Origin of the sequence: Microbacterium sp. 22296 (genome assembly GCF_052045385.1) — a bacterium.
Lineage (GTDB): Bacteria > Actinomycetota > Actinomycetes > Actinomycetales > Microbacteriaceae > Microbacterium.
Window position 1 is genome coordinate 46,950 of the sequence record NZ_JBQEOS010000004.1, and the last position, 15,275, is coordinate 62,224.

General features: G+C 71.3%; 15 protein-coding genes. 6 read left to right on the forward strand and 9 right to left on the reverse strand.

Annotated features, from left to right (window positions below; all coding sequences use genetic code 11):
* Positions 1–10 precede the first annotated feature (10 nt).
* Entirely contained in the window at positions 11–628 is a 618-nt protein-coding gene (locus tag ACTJJP_RS09380; RefSeq protein WP_440774747.1) for a TetR/AcrR family transcriptional regulator, read from the forward strand.
* Positions 629–780: 152 nt separating this feature from the next.
* On the opposite strand, the gene ACTJJP_RS09385 is transcribed toward ACTJJP_RS09380, so the two are convergent.
* From ACTJJP_RS09385 to ACTJJP_RS09395, 3 genes are all read right to left on the reverse strand, one after another.
* Positions 781–1,626, reverse strand: coding sequence for a transglutaminase family protein (locus tag ACTJJP_RS09385; protein ID WP_440774748.1), 846 nt, complete (start codon positions 1,624–1,626; stop codon positions 781–783).
* A gap of 64 nt (positions 1,627–1,690) precedes the next feature.
* Positions 1,691–2,623 (reverse strand): alpha-E domain-containing protein, encoded by a 933-nt coding sequence (locus ACTJJP_RS09390; protein WP_440774749.1) that lies wholly within the window; start codon positions 2,621–2,623, stop codon positions 1,691–1,693.
* Positions 2,617–4,398 (reverse strand): circularly permuted type 2 ATP-grasp protein, encoded by a 1,782-nt coding sequence (locus ACTJJP_RS09395; protein WP_440774750.1) that lies wholly within the window; start codon positions 4,396–4,398, stop codon positions 2,617–2,619. Before ACTJJP_RS09395 ends, ACTJJP_RS09390 begins: the two co-directional genes overlap by 7 nt.
* 77 nt (positions 4,399–4,475) lie before the next feature.
* On the opposite strand from ACTJJP_RS09395, the gene ACTJJP_RS09400 reads away from it, so the two are divergent.
* Positions 4,476–5,738 (forward strand): carbamoyl-phosphate synthase large subunit, encoded by a 1,263-nt coding sequence (locus ACTJJP_RS09400; protein ID WP_440774751.1) that lies wholly within the window; start codon positions 4,476–4,478, stop codon positions 5,736–5,738.
* A 77-nt stretch (positions 5,739–5,815) separates the two neighbouring features.
* On the opposite strand, the gene ACTJJP_RS09405 is transcribed toward ACTJJP_RS09400, so the two are convergent.
* From ACTJJP_RS09405 to ACTJJP_RS09420, 4 genes are all read right to left on the reverse strand, one after another.
* The gene (locus tag ACTJJP_RS09405; protein WP_440774752.1) at positions 5,816–6,997 is read right to left on the reverse strand and encodes a zinc-dependent alcohol dehydrogenase; all 1,182 of its coding nucleotides are present in this window, start codon (positions 6,995–6,997) and stop codon (positions 5,816–5,818) included.
* A gap of 86 nt (positions 6,998–7,083) precedes the next feature.
* Positions 7,084–7,794, reverse strand: coding sequence for a glycosyltransferase (locus tag ACTJJP_RS09410; RefSeq protein WP_440774753.1), 711 nt, complete (start codon positions 7,792–7,794; stop codon positions 7,084–7,086).
* Between the two features lie 5 nt (positions 7,795–7,799).
* The gene (locus ACTJJP_RS09415) at positions 7,800–9,266 is read right to left on the reverse strand and encodes a PIG-L family deacetylase (RefSeq protein WP_440774754.1); all 1,467 of its coding nucleotides are present in this window, start codon (positions 9,264–9,266) and stop codon (positions 7,800–7,802) included.
* Positions 9,263–10,309, reverse strand: a complete 1,047-nt coding sequence (locus tag ACTJJP_RS09420) for an acyl-CoA dehydrogenase (RefSeq protein ID WP_440774755.1) — start codon at positions 10,307–10,309, stop codon at positions 9,263–9,265. Before ACTJJP_RS09420 ends, ACTJJP_RS09415 begins: the two co-directional genes overlap by 4 nt.
* Positions 10,310–10,525: 216 nt before the next feature.
* On the opposite strand from ACTJJP_RS09420, the gene ACTJJP_RS09425 reads away from it, so the two are divergent.
* Entirely contained in the window at positions 10,526–10,885 is a 360-nt protein-coding gene (locus ACTJJP_RS09425; RefSeq protein ID WP_440774756.1) for a hypothetical protein, read from the forward strand.
* On the opposite strand, the gene ACTJJP_RS09430 is transcribed toward ACTJJP_RS09425, so the two are convergent.
* Positions 10,886–11,335, reverse strand: coding sequence for a MarR family winged helix-turn-helix transcriptional regulator (locus ACTJJP_RS09430; RefSeq protein WP_440774757.1), 450 nt, complete (start codon positions 11,333–11,335; stop codon positions 10,886–10,888).
* Between the two features lie 273 nt (positions 11,336–11,608).
* On the opposite strand from ACTJJP_RS09430, the gene ACTJJP_RS09435 reads away from it, so the two are divergent.
* Positions 11,609–11,947 carry a DUF7882 family protein gene (locus ACTJJP_RS09435; RefSeq protein ID WP_440774758.1) on the forward strand — a complete coding sequence of 113 codons (339 nt, stop codon included), beginning with the start codon at positions 11,609–11,611 and terminating at the stop codon, positions 11,945–11,947.
* Between the two features lie 76 nt (positions 11,948–12,023).
* Positions 12,024–12,359: a hypothetical protein gene (locus ACTJJP_RS09440; RefSeq protein WP_440774759.1), complete on the forward strand. Its 336-nt coding sequence runs from the start codon at positions 12,024–12,026 to the stop codon at positions 12,357–12,359.
* Positions 12,360–12,402: 43 nt separating this feature from the next.
* Here ACTJJP_RS09440 and ACTJJP_RS09445 read toward each other — a convergent pair whose 3' ends face one another.
* Positions 12,403–13,569, reverse strand: coding sequence for an alpha/beta hydrolase (locus ACTJJP_RS09445; protein WP_440774760.1), 1,167 nt, complete (start codon positions 13,567–13,569; stop codon positions 12,403–12,405).
* Positions 13,570–13,723: 154 nt separating this feature from the next.
* Between ACTJJP_RS09445 and ACTJJP_RS09450 the strand changes: the two genes are divergently transcribed.
* The gene (locus tag ACTJJP_RS09450; RefSeq protein ID WP_440774761.1) at positions 13,724–15,265 is read left to right on the forward strand and encodes a molybdopterin-dependent oxidoreductase; all 1,542 of its coding nucleotides are present in this window, start codon (positions 13,724–13,726) and stop codon (positions 15,263–15,265) included.
* Positions 15,266–15,275: the final 10 nt, after the last annotated feature.

The following is a 15,275-nucleotide window of genomic DNA, read 5'->3' on the forward strand; positions in this document are numbered from 1 at the left end:
TGTATCGGATATGAGCACCTCCGCGCCCCCCGTCGAGGGCCTGCGCGACCGCCGCCGTCGCGAGACCTCGGTCGAGATCTGCGCCGCCGCCCTCGACCTCTTCGAGCAGAAAGGCGTCGCGGGTACCACGGTCGACGAGATCGCGGCGCGCGCGGGTGTCTCGCCCCGCACGTTCTTCCGCCTGGCCGGCACGAAGGAGGACGCCGTCTTCATCGACGACGAACGCTTCGTCGAGGCACTGCAGGGAGTCGGGACGGCGGGTGACGACATCTCCGCGCTCATGACCGGCTTGCGCGCGGTCTTCGCCCGCGAATTGCAGAACCTGGATGCCGACCCCCGCGCGCGCGAACGCTATCTGCGCGTGCGCCGGCTCATCGCCCACGAACCGGGACTGCTGGGCGCCGCCATCCGGCGCGAGGTCACGTCATCCGATCGCTTCATCCCCGAGATCGCCGCGCGCATCGGACGCACCGACCTCGAAGTGCGCACCGCCGCCGGCGTGGCCGGGCTCGAGATGCGGACCACCCTCGACGAGTGGGCACGCCGCGTCGACCGCGGGGAGTCGGGCAGCCTCGTAGACCTGCACCGCGAGGTGCAGGAGCAGATCAGGCGCACGGCGGGCGTCTGACGTCGCCACAGCCCGCACCCACCCGGGGCGGAACCACTGCCGCCTCGATCTCCGCGACGGCCCGGCCCGGTGTCATCCGGACGGTGCAGTGGCGGACGAGCGCGCGCTTCTCTTCCGCCTGCCCCGGCAGCGCGCCCCGGGATGCGGGGAGCTCACGTCTCGCGCGTGATCGTGACCTTCACCTTGAGGTTGCTGCGACCGGGACCGGCGTACACGCCCCGGAGCGGCGGCACGTCGTTGTAGTCGCGACCGCGGCCCACGAGCACGTGACGATCGCCGATCTCGATGTTGTTCGTGGGGTCGAAGCCCTGCCAGTCGCCCGCGAACCACTCCACCCAGGCGTGCGACTCCCCCGTCACCGCTTCGCCGACCTCGGCGGAGGGCTTCGGGTGCAGGTAGCCCGAGACGTAGCGGGCCGGGATGCCGACCTCGCGGAGCGCCCCGATCGCGATGTGGGCGATGTCCTGGCAGACGCCCTTGCGGGCCTCCCACGCGTCGACCGCCGTCGAGGTCACTCCCGTGACGCCCTGCATGTAGTCGATGGCGTCACCGACCGCCTCGGCGATGGCGTGGGCGGCGGGGCCCGGACGATCGTGCTGAGCGGCGATCGACCGCGCCAAGGCGGCGACCTCCGGATGCGGGGCCGTCCGGCGGGTCTGCGTGAGCTGCTCGACGGTCGAGATCGATCGCCCGGCCTCGGCGGCGAGCTGCTCCCAGGTGATGTCGCTGTGCTCGATCGGGCGAGGCCGCACCTCGATGAGGGAGCGCGCCGTGATCATCAGCGACGAGTGCGGCGACAACACGTCGAAGGCCGCGACGCGCGTGCCGAAGTAGTCGACGTACTGGTTGACCGAGGTCGACGGCTCGATGTCGAGCGAGGAGCTCAGCACGAACTGGCTCTCCGTCGAGTGCGGCAGCATGCGCGCCTCGTTGTACGACGCCGAGACGTCGCCCGGGTACACGAAGCCGGTCTGGTGTTCGATGCGCAGTCGTTTCATCGCGTCATCCCTTTCGTCCGACGCGGGGCTCTCGGCGCCGCCGGTCGCGGAGAGTACATGCGGGTCACGAGATCTCTCCGATCCAGCTGGGCTCGGCCTGCGTCGGGAAGAACCGCGATCGGATGGCCTCCGACGCCTCCCTCGTGACCGTCTGCACGCGTTGCATGTGCTCGGGCAGTTCCGAGAGGATCTCGCTCACCGGGCGGTACTCGAGGTCGTTGCGGATCTGCCCGAGAGCGCGCAGCACCGTGTTGGAGTGACCGACGCGGTCGGCGCGCGGATCGATCGCGCTCATGCAGTCCTCAGCCCGCTGGATCGAGAAGATGATCGAGCGGGGGAACAGGCGGTCGAGCAGAAGGAACTCGGCGGCGTTGCGGGCGCTCGGCATCCCCCTATACGTGCGCAGATACGCCTCGTACGCTCCGCACGAGCGCAGGATCGTCGTCCACGACGGACCCGACACCTCGGTGAGCGAGCGGGTGGCGAGAAGGCGTGCCGTCATGTCGGTGCGCTCGATGCTGCGGCCGAGCGTGAAGAACTGCCACGCCTCGTCGCGGTTGGTGGAGGAGTCGACGATGCCGATCGCCAGGGCCGCACGCTCGCGCACCCACTGGAAGAATTCGTGCACCTTGTCGGTCTGCAGGCGCCGCGGCATCCGGGAGTTGGTGGTGTTGAGGGTCTCCCAGAGCTCGGTCGACACGATCTCGCGCGCGCGGCGCGCGTTCTCGCGGGCCGCGGTGAGCGAGTAGGCGATGCTCGACGGGTTCATGCGGTCGACGGCGAGGCGGGCGAGCACGTCGTCGCGGCGCACCGTGTCGACGTTCTCGGGCCAGGCCGAACCCATGACGCTCAGCAACGATCGGCACGCGGTATCTTCGTCGATCCACGGGTCTTCGAGCAGGAGCTGCAGGTGCACGTCGAGGATGCGCGCCGTGCCGTCGCTGCGCTCGATGTAGCGGCCGATCCAGAACAGGCTCTCGGCGATGCGACTCAGCATGATCCCGGCTCCCGTCCGTCACCCGCGGGCGCGACCGAGGACCCTGAGCCCGTCGAAGGGTCTGGACCCCGCTGGCGCGCCTGCTGCTGCTGCTCGGCCTGCGGGCCGTGCTGCACGCCCGCTTCCGCCTGCTGCTGCTGCTCCTGCTGGTCTCGACCCGGGCGGTGATCGCGCGGCGAGGTGGCGGGTGCGGGCTGACCGTCGTAGATGATCGGGATCGCCTCGGTCACCGCCGCCTGGTCGGCCACGAGTCCCGATACGCCGTTGCCCTGGCCGTACTCGACGTGCGAGGGCGCGGAACCGCCGACGACCCACGTGTCCTTCGACCCGCCGCCCTGGCTGGAGTTCACCACGAGCTGCCCCTCGGGGAGCGCCACGCGGGTGAGGCCGCCGGGCAGCACCCAGATGTCGTCGCCGTCGTTCACGGCGAACGGGCGCAGATCGGCGTGACGCGGTCGCATCCCGTCTTCCACCAGCGTCGGGATGGTCGAGAGCATGACCACCGGCTGAGCGATCCAGCCGCGCGGATCGGCTTTCAGCCGCTTGCGCAGCGCGTCGAGTTCGGCGGGCGAGGCGTCGGGGCCCACGACGAGCCCCTTGCCGCCGGAGCCGTCGACGGGCTTGACCACCAGCTCCGGCAGGCGGTCGAGCACCTCCTCGAGCGCGCCCGGGTCCTCGAGACGCCAGGTGTCGACGTTCTTCAGGATCGGCTCCTCGGCGAGGTAGTACCGGATCAGCTCGGGCACGTACGTGTAGAGCAGCTTGTCGTCGGCCACACCGTTGCCCACCGCGTTGGCGATCGTGACGTTGCCGAGCCGCGCGGCCAGCATGAGACCGGGGGCACCCAGCATCGAGTCGGCGCGGAACTGCAGCGGGTCGAGGAAGTCGTCGTCGACGCGGCGGTAGATGACGTCGACGCGCTGGGGTCCGCGGGTGGTGCGCATGAACACCTTGCCGCCGATGCTCAGCAGGTCTCGGCCCTCGACGAGCTCGACGCCCATGAGGCGCGCGAGCAGGGTGTGCTCGAAGTACGCCGAGTTGTAGACACCCGGGGTGAGCACGACGATGTTGGGGTCGTCGATCCCGGGCGGGGCCGACGCGCGGAGCGCAGCGAGAAGCTTGTTGGGGTAGTCGCCGACGGGGCGCACCCGCATCGACACGAACAGCTCGGGAAGGGTCTGCGCCATGACCCGGCGGTTGGAGATGACGTACGAGACACCCGAGGGCACGCGCACGTTGTCTTCGAGCACGCGCATCTCGCCGTGCTCGTCGCGGATGAGGTCGATGCCCGACACCTGGATGCGCACACCGTTGGCGCTGCGGATGCCGGCCGCCTGACGGTAGAAGTACTGCGACGACGAGATGAGACCGGCGGGCAGGATGCCGTCGCGCACGCAGTGCTGATTGCCGTAGGCGTCGTCGAGGAACGCCTCCAGCGCGCGGACGCGCTGCTTCACGCCCGCCTCGATGCGCGACCACTCGTCGTACGCGATGACCCGGGGCACGGCATCCAGGGGGAAGGGTCGCTCCTCGCCCGCGAAGTCGAACGTGACGCCCTGCGCCAGATACGAACTCGCCAGAGACTCGGTGCGTCCCCGCAGCTCCTCCTGGGTCATCTGCGCCAGTGCGTGGTACAGCTCCCGGTACGCCTCACGAGAGGGGGCGGTGTCGCCGGCCGCGGCCGGGGCACCGAACATCTCGTCGTACGCCGGGATGCCGGATGCGGTCTTGCGCGGCGCCAGCGTGGAGCCGTAACCGTCGAACAGGTCACCCATGCTGAGACTCTACTCAGCACCGTGTTGCCGACACGTTTCCCGCACGACGACGTCGGGGTGTTGGGGGTGTGGATAGAGTGACGCCCACCGTCCGCCGCAACGACAAGGGTGCCTCCATGCGCGTGCTCGTCACCAGTTCCCGCAACACGTTCGCCCTGGATCTGATCCGCAAGCTCGGGAGCGTGGGGCACACGGTGTTCGCGGCCGACACGTACGAAGGAGCGGTCGGCAGCCACTCGCGCTTCCTCGCGGGGCATCTGACGACGCCGTCGCCGCGCTTCGAGACCGATCGCTTCATCGCGACGGTCAGCGCCTACGTCGAGGAGCACGGGATCGAGGTCATCATCCCGACCTTCGAGGAGGTCTTCTACCTCGCCGCCCGCGCGGCCGACCTGCCCGAAGGGGTGCGCCTGTATGCCGGCAGCTTCGGCGACCTCGCGCGCCTGCACGACAAGGCGAGCTTCCAGCGTCTCGCACAAGCCGCCGGGGTGCCCATCCCCGAGACGGTCGTGGTGACCTCGCCCGACGAGCTGCGCGCGGCGATCGATGGGTTCCCCCGATACTTCGCCCGCGCGGCCTTCTCGCGTGGCGGTGTGGGCCTCCTGACCAACACCGGTCCGCTCGCGGGCAAGGTGCCCGTGGAGGACTGCGTACCCACCGCCGAGCAGCCGTGGCTCGTGCAGCCGTTCGTCGACGGCCCCATGGTGTGCACCTACAGCGTGGTGGTCGACGGCACCGTGCAGGCGCACACGACCTACAAGGCCGCCGAGCAGTGGGCGCACTCCACCGCGATCGCCTTCGTGGCCGTCGACAGCACCGACACCCTGCGCTACACGCAGCAGCTCGTCGACGCGCTCGACCCCGGCTTCACGGGCCAGATCTCGTTCGACTTCGTCGACCACGGCAGCGAGGCCGCCCCCGACTACAAGATCATCGAGTGCAACCCGCGCCCCACCAACGGCATCATCCTGCTCGAGGCCGCAGACGTATCGAAGGCGATCGGCGGCGAGCTCGCCGAGCCCGTCGTGGCGATCCCCGGCACGCAGCGGCAGATCACCCTCGCCGTGATCGCCGACGCGTTCACCGAGCCGCTCTCGCACCTGCCGAAGACCCTGCACGACCTGTTGCACGTGCGCGACGTCGGTGCCGGGTGGTGGGACGACGCCGCGATGCTCTGGAGTCCGGCCACGATCGTGCACGGCGCGAAGATCTCGCACGGCGACCGCAAGGAAGTGCTCGCCGCCCTCGGCGACGACATCGTGTGGGACGGCGAGCCCATCGAGGGCATGAGCGAGACGGATGCCGCTGCCCTCGAGGCCGTGCACGCCGGGCGCGCCTGACGCCGTCCCGACGCGTGAGGAGTCAGTTTCTGTCGCCTGGCTGCGTGCCCGGCGACCGAAAACAACCTCTCACGCACTCAGGTGCCGGGGCGCAGCACCACCTTGATGCAGCCGTCCTCCTTCTTCTGGAACGTCTCGTAGAGGCCGGGGGCGTCGTCGAGCGGGGCATGGTGGGTCACGAGGTCCATCACGCCCAGCGGGTCGGCGGGGTCCTCGACGAGCGGCAGCAGATCGTCGATCCACCGCTTGACGTTGCATTGGCCCATGCGGAAGGCGATCTGTTTGTCGAACATCGTCTTCATCGGCAGCACGTCGGCCTCGCCGGCGTAGACGCCACTGAGCGAGACGGTGCCGCCGCGACGGACGAGGTCGATCGAGGCGTACACGGCGGCGAGGCGATCGAGACCGGCCTTGTCCATGAGCTTCTGCGCCAGGGCGTCGGGGAGCAGCCCGATCGCGCCCTGCGCCAGCTTGACACCGCCGTTGCCGTGGGCCTCCATGCCGACGGCATCCACCACGGAGTCGGCTCCGCGCCCCTCGGTGAGGTCGAGGAGCTCCTCGACCACCGTGTCGGTGAGATCGTAGGTGAGGACGCCGTGGCGCTCGGCCATCGCGCGGCGGTCGGCCTCGGGCTCGATCGCGAGCACGCGGTAGCCGAGATGTACGCCGATGCGGGCCGCGAACTGACCGACCGGACCGAGCCCCATGACGGCGAGCGTGCCCCCCTCGGGGACGTCGGCGTACTTCACGCCCTGCCAGGCGGTGGGGACGATGTCGCTCAGGAAGAGATAGCGGTCGTCGGGGAGGTCGTCGCCCACGCGGATGTGGTTGTAGTCGGCCAGCGGCACGCGGAGGTACTCGGCCTGACCGCCCGGCACCTGTCCGTAGAGCTTCGTGTATCCGAAGAGCGCGGCGCCGCTACCGTACTCGCGCACCTGCGTGGTCTCGCACTGCGACTGCAGCCCGCGGCGGCACATGAAGCAGTGCCCGCACGAGATGTTGAACGGCACGACGATGCGGTCGCCGACGGCGAGGTTCGTCACGGCCGATCCCACTTCGACCACGACGCCCATGGGCTCGTGGCCGAGCACGTCGCCCTTGTCGATGAACGGGCCGAACAACTCGTACAGATGCAGGTCGGAGCCGCAGATCGCGGTCGAGGTGATCTTGACGATCGCGTCGGTGGGCTCCAGGATCTCGGGGTCGGGGACCTCCTCGACGCTTACGGTGCGCTTGCCCTGCCAGGTCAGTGCCTTCATGGTCGTACCTTTCGCTCCGGGATCGATCAGTGTCCGCCCGCCCCGCCGCCCCCGGCGAGGTGGTTGACGAGCCCCCGGTCGATGCGTCAAGGCCCCGGTGCGGCGAGGGGCGCAGCGTCGATCCAGGCGTGCACGCGCGTGAGGAATCCCGCGTACCCGGCGGGCGTCCGACCGATGAGTCGTCCCGAGGTCTCGACCTCGTGCACGTCGCTCGCGCACTCCCGCGCCCCGATCGCGCGGGCGGCGCGAACGAGGGCGACATCCTCGTGTTCGAGGAGATCCGGGATGCCACCGGCCTCGATGTAGGTGCTCGCCCGCACACCGAGGTTGGCGCCGTGGACGTTGCCGGGCGGGCGCCCGCGGTGATGCGTCGCTCGCCAGTAGGCGGCGTGCCGCGCACTGAGGTCGGCGAAGTCGGGTCGCACGGTTCCGAGGACCAGGTCGACCCCACCGGCGGCGAGGTCGAGCTGGTGACTGATCCAGTCCAGGGGCACGACCGTGTCGGCATCCGTCATCGCGATCCACGTGTCGTGCGGGCTCGCCTCGAGCAGAGACAGGGCGTGGGCGACACCGGCGCGCCGGGCCGCACCCACACGGCGTGCGGTGAGCTCGACGGCCTCGACGGGCCATCGGCGCACCCGCGCAGGGGTGTCGTCCGTACACGCGTCGAGCACGACGACGACCTTCGCCACGAGACGGGGATCGCGCTCCCGTGCGTGCGCGACCGCGCGTGCGACCGCGGAGAGGCACCGATCGATCAATCCTTCTTCGTCATGCGCGGGGATGACGACGGCCACCGCTCTCACGATGCGAGCCCGGCCTCGGTCGCCACCGACCGCGCCCCCGGTCGTGCGAACACCTCCAGCAGGAAGTCCTCCTCCTCGTGACGGACCAGACGCACCAGGTCGCCCCGTCCGGCGAGCGCCGCGTGGACGCTGTCACCGCTGCGGGGGTATTCCGCCACGGGGTGCCGCCAGTGGCAGGCCACCAGATGGCCATCGGCGCTCAGGGACGCGACGGCCGCAGAGAGGCCGCGACCCAGATCCGCGCCGGCCCAGTAGTAGGCGACCTCGGACAGCACGACGAGGTCGAACGTCCCCGCGGGCCAGTCGCCGGGCAGGATGCCGCGGCGCAGCTCCACGTTCGTCTCGTGCGGCATCCGTCGGCGGGCCCGGTCGAGGGCGGCGGCGGCGAGGTCGACGGCGAGCACGCGGTCGCTCCGCTCCGCCAGCCGCACGGTGAGCGCCCCGGTGGAGCACCCGGCCTCGAACGTCGCGCGATAGCGACTCCGGGGCAGGGCGGCCAGCAGGGCATTCCGCTTGCGCTTCTCGTACCAGCGCGAGTCGAACCCCCACGGGTCGTCGTGACGGTCGTACATGTCGTCGAAGTACGCCTGGCCGACGGTTGAGTCCGAGGTGCGCGCGGGCACAGCGGGGTCGCGCGGGGGCTCCGCCGGGACAGGGGGCGGCTGATCCGACGGCGCGGCGTCCTCCGTCGCGGGGCGAGCGGCGAGCGCACGGTCGCCCCGTTCCGGCGCGAAGGACACCTCGGCATCCCGCTCGACATGTGCGCGCATGCGGGCGTGCACCGTCGGCTCGTCGCCCGGAGCCGCCGACAACGGCAGGAGCTGACTCGCGTGCGCGTCGAGGGCCCGGGTCCTGGCATCCCGCGCCGCGGCGTCGAGCACGACACGCTCGACGCGATCCCAGGGCACGTCGGCGGGACCGCCCCAGTGCCACAGCCAGATAGGGAACGCTCGCGAGCGTACGCCGCGGGCGGCGCACACCTCCTCGACGATCTCGCCGACCACGCGATGGTCACGGTGCCCGTCCCCGCGCCAGGGCGACAGCACGACGGTGCGGTCGGATCCGGCGCGGTCGAGGGCCGCGCCGAGCGCTGCCGAGATGGCGTCCCGGTGGTCGTCGGTGCCGCCGTCGGGGAGGCCGAGGAACAGCGGTTCGGCGTCGAGTCCGAGCCGCGCCACGGCGGTGCGCAGTTCGCGGCGACGCCGCATCCCCAGCGTCGCAGGAGTGTGGGTGACCGAATCGGGATGCGACCCCTCGCCGTCGGTCACGATGACGAGCTCGACCGCGATGCCGCGGACGGCGGCCGTGGCCAGGAGGCCGGCCGCCCCGAGGGTCTCATCGTCGGGATGGGCGGCGACGACGACCAGACGGTCCACGTCGAGGTCGAGCGGCGGGAGGTCGCGGCGGAGGGCGGCAGCCCAGACGTCTTCGTCGGTACCCGCGTCGCGATGGTCGAAACTCACCACGCCCCTCCTCCCCGTGCCACATCCGCACCGATCCTCGCGAGGTCGCGGTCGCCGTGGTGCTGCCGCACGTACACCTGCAGGTCGGCCACCCGCCGCGCGTGCGCCTCGTCGGCGACGAGGGGGAGGGGGCCGAGGGCGTGGGCGGCTTCGGCGATCGTCGTCTCGACGGCGTCGGCCACGACGGTGCGCGCGCGGGCGGCACGGAGCCCCTCGGATGCCGTGCCCCCGGCGTCGAACACCCGTGCGGTCTCGACGAGAACGGCGCGGGCGGCCCACAGCGCCGTATCGGCCCGGCCGAGGTGCACGCGCGAGACCTGGTCGGCGCGATCACCGGCGGCGGCGTCGGCGAGCGCTGCGCGCAGGGGGACGGCGCCGCCCCACCAGCACGCTGCGACCCCGACCCCACCGTGCGCGAAGCCGGGCCGACGCAGATACCATCCGGCATCCCCCACCGGCACGCCCCGCGCACCCTCGACGTCGATCGGGGCGCTGACGACGCGGTCGAGCCCGCGGGCGTGCCACGGGTCCCGGCGCGCGGTGACGGCCGTATCCCGCAGGTCGAGCGCGAAGAGCCCACGTCGCTCGTCGTCGATCCAGGCTGTGACGAGTGCGCGGTCGAGGTCGGCGGCGAGCGAGCACCACGGTTTGGTTCCGTGCAGCGTCCAGATGCCCGCGCGGTGTCGTGCCTCGAGCCGCATGCCCGGCCCCTCGGCGGCGAAGACCCCCCAGGTGCCCGTCAAGTCGAGGTCGGGTGCGAAGCCCGACGCCGCCGCCTCGTCGAGGATGCCGAGCGCGTCGAGGTGCGGCTCGAGCACGCGCGCGGCGGCGACGTCGCGCGCTGCCATCGACGCGAGCAGCTCCCAGGTCGCTGAGACCGAGGCAGGCGGGGCGACCTCCGCCGCCCACGCGAGGGTAGCGGAGATGTCGGTGCCGAGGCCGTCGACGGCATCCGCCCCCTCCAGGGCGACTCGGACGCGCTCGAGGTCGGGGATGCCACGGGGCACGAGCAGGGGGAATGCGGGATTGTCGCCGTCGATCACCTCGTCAGGATCCGCGCGCGAACGTCTTTCGTGCAGATCCTTGACACCGCGGTGGGTCCCGGACACCCCAGCCGAGGTCGCGCCGCACCCGGCGGGGCCCATCCCCGTGGGATGTGCCGGCCCGCGACGAGCCATCGCACTCTTGGACGGAGGCCAGAATGACGTACGATTCATGCGGCGCGACGATCGCGCCGGGAAGATTCGAGGGTGCGGACGGTGCCGTTCCGGAGCAAAGAGACGCTGCAGGCCTGGCTCGACGAGCACACCGCCAGTGGCGCCGACGGCGGTGGTGTGGCGTACGTCGCCGATCAGGAGGCCGTGGACGGCCGCGACAGCGGGCTCGTGGTCTACCCGCTGAGCAACGCCACGACATCCGTCTACCTGCAGGCCGTCGCGGTGGGGCGCCCGGAGTGGCGCGTCACGATCGAAGCGCAGCCTGAGATCACGGAGTTGTCCCCCGAGGGGATCTACGACCTGTGCCGCGAACTCAAGAACGTCGCCGACCTGTGCTCGTTCCTTCAGGCCAAGTCGGTGGAACACCTGATGAGCTTCCGCGAGGCGGACTCCGCGTCTTGATCAGGCGGCGGAGGCCTCCTCCGCCGAGATGACGTCGACCCGCTCGGCCTGCTCGCTCGCGGCCATCGTGGTCTGCCGGAGCAGCACCGCGAGGTCGGCTTCGAGTTGCGGGTCGAGTCCCTGGATGATTCGTCGGCACGTGTCGTCGAAGCGCGCCAGCTGGGACCACGGCTCTTTCGCGAGGTCGATCGCGAGGTGGATGTGGTTGACACGTCGGTCGGCCTCGTCGGCCTCACGGCGGAGGATGCCGCGTCGCACCAGGCGTTCCACCATCGTCGTGACACCCGCGGACGTGACGCCGAGATGGCCGGCGAGTTCCGACGGCCTCACTCCGGGGTGCTCCCCGACGAACGACATCGCCTTCGCATCGAGCTCGTTGACGCCGAGCTGCTTCCGCGCTCTCACAGCTGCCGCTTCGCGCTCCCGCGAGTAGTGCGTCAGCGCGGCCATGAGAGACGAGGGTTCGCCCGATTCCGCCGTCATCGATGCGCTCCCGTCGTTCCGTGTGGTCCCGAAACTATACCTAACGCCCTAAGATTCCCGGACTGACCTTCACCGTGATTGATTTTCACGATTCGTGATGATCAACAAACTTATCTAAATGCGTTTACTATCTGCTAGGTTTATGATCATCGAGGTTGAAATTTTGGCATCCGCTCGCGCGTGAACGCCGCCCGCCTCGTCCTCAGCACTCTTCGACCACCCGCCACGTCAGGAGTCATCATGGGAATGCTTTTCTACGGCTCCGACCCGCAGCCCATAGACATCGAGGACCGCCTGTTGCAGTACCTCCAGGTCGTCCTGTCCACCAAGCTGCGTCGGAACGAGTCGTTCACCATCACCTGGACGGACACGCCCGCTCAGCGCGCGCGCACGACCCTCTGGATCCAGCCGTCCATCTCCCTGCGTTTCCTCTACGACAGCGCGGAGTCCACGCCCCTGTCCGGGGGATACCTCCGCGAGCTCGCCGATCAGGCCGCCACGTCGTCCGGGCTGATGCTGGACGCCGCCACCTGGCAGCGACACGAAGACGCACATCGAGCACAACGTGCGTCCGCCTGAGCCCGCGCGGCCCGCAGCGGCGCACCCCACCGGCCGCGTCCCGACGTTGCCGGGTGCGATTCGCGGCGCGCCACCCGTGGCGGAGACGTCGAGCGCCGCGACGCGTGCGCGATCGACCCCCTCCGACGGGCGCGCGAGGGGTCCGCGCGCGGACTCGTGGACACTGCTCCGTCTGGCGGCGACGATCGCATCGACGGCCGCGACGATCCTCCTCGCCGGTACGGGCTCGTGGGCGGCTGCCATCGCCGCCGGTCTGACGACCGCCGCCCTCCTGCTCTGGGCCCACCGCGCCACGGTGTGCGTCGTGGTCGTCGTCGGCTTCGCGCTCGCCCTGCGCACGGTGGTGGCCTTCGTCGCCAAACACGACGGTCTGGCGGAGGACCGGGCGCCGAAGACACCACGATCACGCTGATCGTCCGTCGACCGGCACGCGTCGCGCCTCGTCGCGGAGCCGCTCAGCGCGGCAGCACGCGCCGGCGCAGGAGAGCGTCGAGATGCGCGACGTGCACGAGCAGTCCGGGGAACGACGCCGACAATCCTCTCCTCGGCAATCGGTCGAGCGCCTCCTCGTCCGCGGGCAGACGCGCCTGCTGCCCCCGCACCAGCCGCCGCGTCGCGTTCAACAACGCCATCGGATGGGTGTCGAGGGCGCTGTGGCCGTTGCGGATGCGCACCAGGGTGGCATCCGGTGCCGACGCCGCCACCCGTTCGGCGATCGCCGGAGGCGTGCGAAGATCCCGGTCGCCCGAGAGCACCACGAGCGGGAAGGAGAAGGAGCGCACCGCCTCCACCAGGTCGTACGGCTCGCGCTCGAATGCCGGGAAGCCGGGCGCGAGCGGCAGGTAGGTCAGCACCGGATCCAGCGGGTGCCCGTCGGGTGAGCCGGCGTACCCCAGCTCGCGGAACCCGATCGTGCCGACGAGGTCGAACTCGTAGATCCCCGGGATGCGCGGGAGCCCCCCGTCGCGCGTCGCGTAGGCGCCCAACGCCCGCCAGGTGAGCCCGGGACGGTGCCGCAGGAGGCCACGAACGAGGTCCGCCCCGCCCAACTCGTACGCCGCACGCACGATGTCGAGCACGACGCGTGGGGCGACACCTCCCGCGATGAGACGCTTCACCCCGCGGGCCAGGTCGTCATCGGCATCCCAGAACACCTCCCGCAGACGCGCCCGCTCGAGACCGATGTCCCGGGTGGACTGCAGCGCGGAGTCGAGCAGCATGGATGCGACTCGCTCCGGATGCCGCACGGCGAACGCCATCGCCAGGTAGCTGCCGTACGAAGAGCCGACGATGACCGCACGGTCGATCCCCTCGGCGTCGAGAACGGCCACCAGGTCGTCGAGTACCGCGGTGATGCGCATCGCCTCCGGCGGCAGGGGCCGGCCGTCCCGGCCGCGACGGGAGCGGCCGACACCGCGATGCTCGACCATCACCAGATCGAGTCCGCCGCTCGCCCCCCACCGCCGGAGGCCCCGGTACGGCAGCACCGAGGCCAGGCCCGGGCCACCCGGGATGACGAGCACGGGTGTCACCTCCCGGGGACCTGCACGCACGTACGTCAGGTCGAACGCCGGCGCCCCCGCGGCCGCCGGGCGGCGGATCGACCGCAGGCTCTGGCGCATGCCAGAACGCTACTCGCGTGCGGGCAGGCGAGGGCCTGCGCAGAGCTCGACACCGCTGGAGGACGGCGCGAGCCGGACGGCCGCAGGTTGCCGGTTGGCTGTGAGTTCCGATGCCGACGGCGCCCGCGGGTCCCGGCATCCATAGGCTCCGTTCGTGCCCTCCCCCTCCGTTCGAACCCGCGACCTGACGGCCGCCGGCGCAGCCCTCGGCGCAACCGTCTTCGGCGCCGGGCTCGGCGAACTCGCCGCAGCCATCGTCGCCCCCGCCGCGAGCCCCTTCGCCGTCATCGGCGGCGGAATGATCGACATCGCCCCCGCGTGGGCGAAGAACCTCGCCATCAGCCTCTTCGGCACCGGCGACAAGGCGGCGCTCCTCGTCGGCATCGCTGTGCTGCTGCTCGCGGTCGCGGGTGCGGCCGGAGCGCTCGAGTGGCGCCGCCCCCCGTGGGGCCGCGTCGTCCTCGGCGCGCTGGGGGTCGTGGGGGCGCTCGTGGCGCTGACCCGGCCCGACGCGGTCATGCTGTCGCCCGTCCCCTCGATCGTCGCGGCCGGGGCCGCGTCGGCGACGACGGCGTGGCTCATCGGGCGCCTGCGTCGCGGGCCGCGCTCGGGAATCGCGGCCGACGAGGGCGTGACCCGCCGGAGCGTGCTCGCCCTCTCGGGCATCGCGGTCGCCGCGGGCGCGCTCGCCGCCGCCGGCTCCTTCGCGCTCAGTTCCGGCGCCCGCGCGGTGAGCGCCGTGCGCGCGACCCTGCGCCTGCCGACACCGACGACCACGACGGCCGTGCCCGCGGCGGCGGAACTCGGCATCGACGGCCTCGCGCCCGTCATCACCCCCTCGGCCGACTTCTACCGCATCGACACCGCGCTCGTCGTGCCCCAGGTGGATCCGGCGACGTGGACCCTTCGCGTGCACGGACTCGTCGAGCAGGAGGTCGTGCTGCGCTGGGACGACCTCATCGCGATGTCGCCGGAAGAGACGGTCGCCACCCTCGTCTGCGTCTCGAACGAGGTGGGCGGGTCGCTCATCGGCACCGCCCGCTGGCTCGGCGTGCCGATCCGCGACGTCCTCGCGCGCGCGAAGCCGACCGCCGAGGCCGACATGGTGCTCTCGCGCTCGGTCGACGGGTTCACGGCATCCAGTCCCCTGGAGGCTCTCACCGACGACCGCGACGCCCTGCTCGCGATCGGGATGAACGGCGAACCGCTCCCCCTCGAGCACGGCTTCCCCGTGCGCATGGTCGTGCCGGGGCTCTACGGCTACGTCTCGGCGACCAAGTGGGTGAGCGAGCTCGAGGTCACGCGCTTCGACCGCGCCGAGGGGTACTGGACCCCGCGCGGATGGTCGGAGCGCGGACCGGTCAAGCTCCAGTCGCGCATCGACGTTCCGCGCGCGGGTGCGCAGGTGGCCGCGGGCGACGCGGTCATCGCGGGAGTCGCGTGGCACAACCACGTCGGCGTCGCCGGGGTCGAGGTGCAGATCGATGACGGCCCCTGGCAGGCGGCGACGCTCGCGAGCGCGATCTCGGCCGACACGTGGGTGCAGTGGAGTCTCCCGTGGGATGCCACGACCGGCTCGCACACCGTGCGCTGCCGCGCGGTCTCGGCCGACGGCAGCACGCAGACCTCCGACACCGCCCCGCCGGCCCCCGACGGCGCGACGGGCTGGGACGAGACGACGGTCTCGGTCGCCTGACCCTCACGCG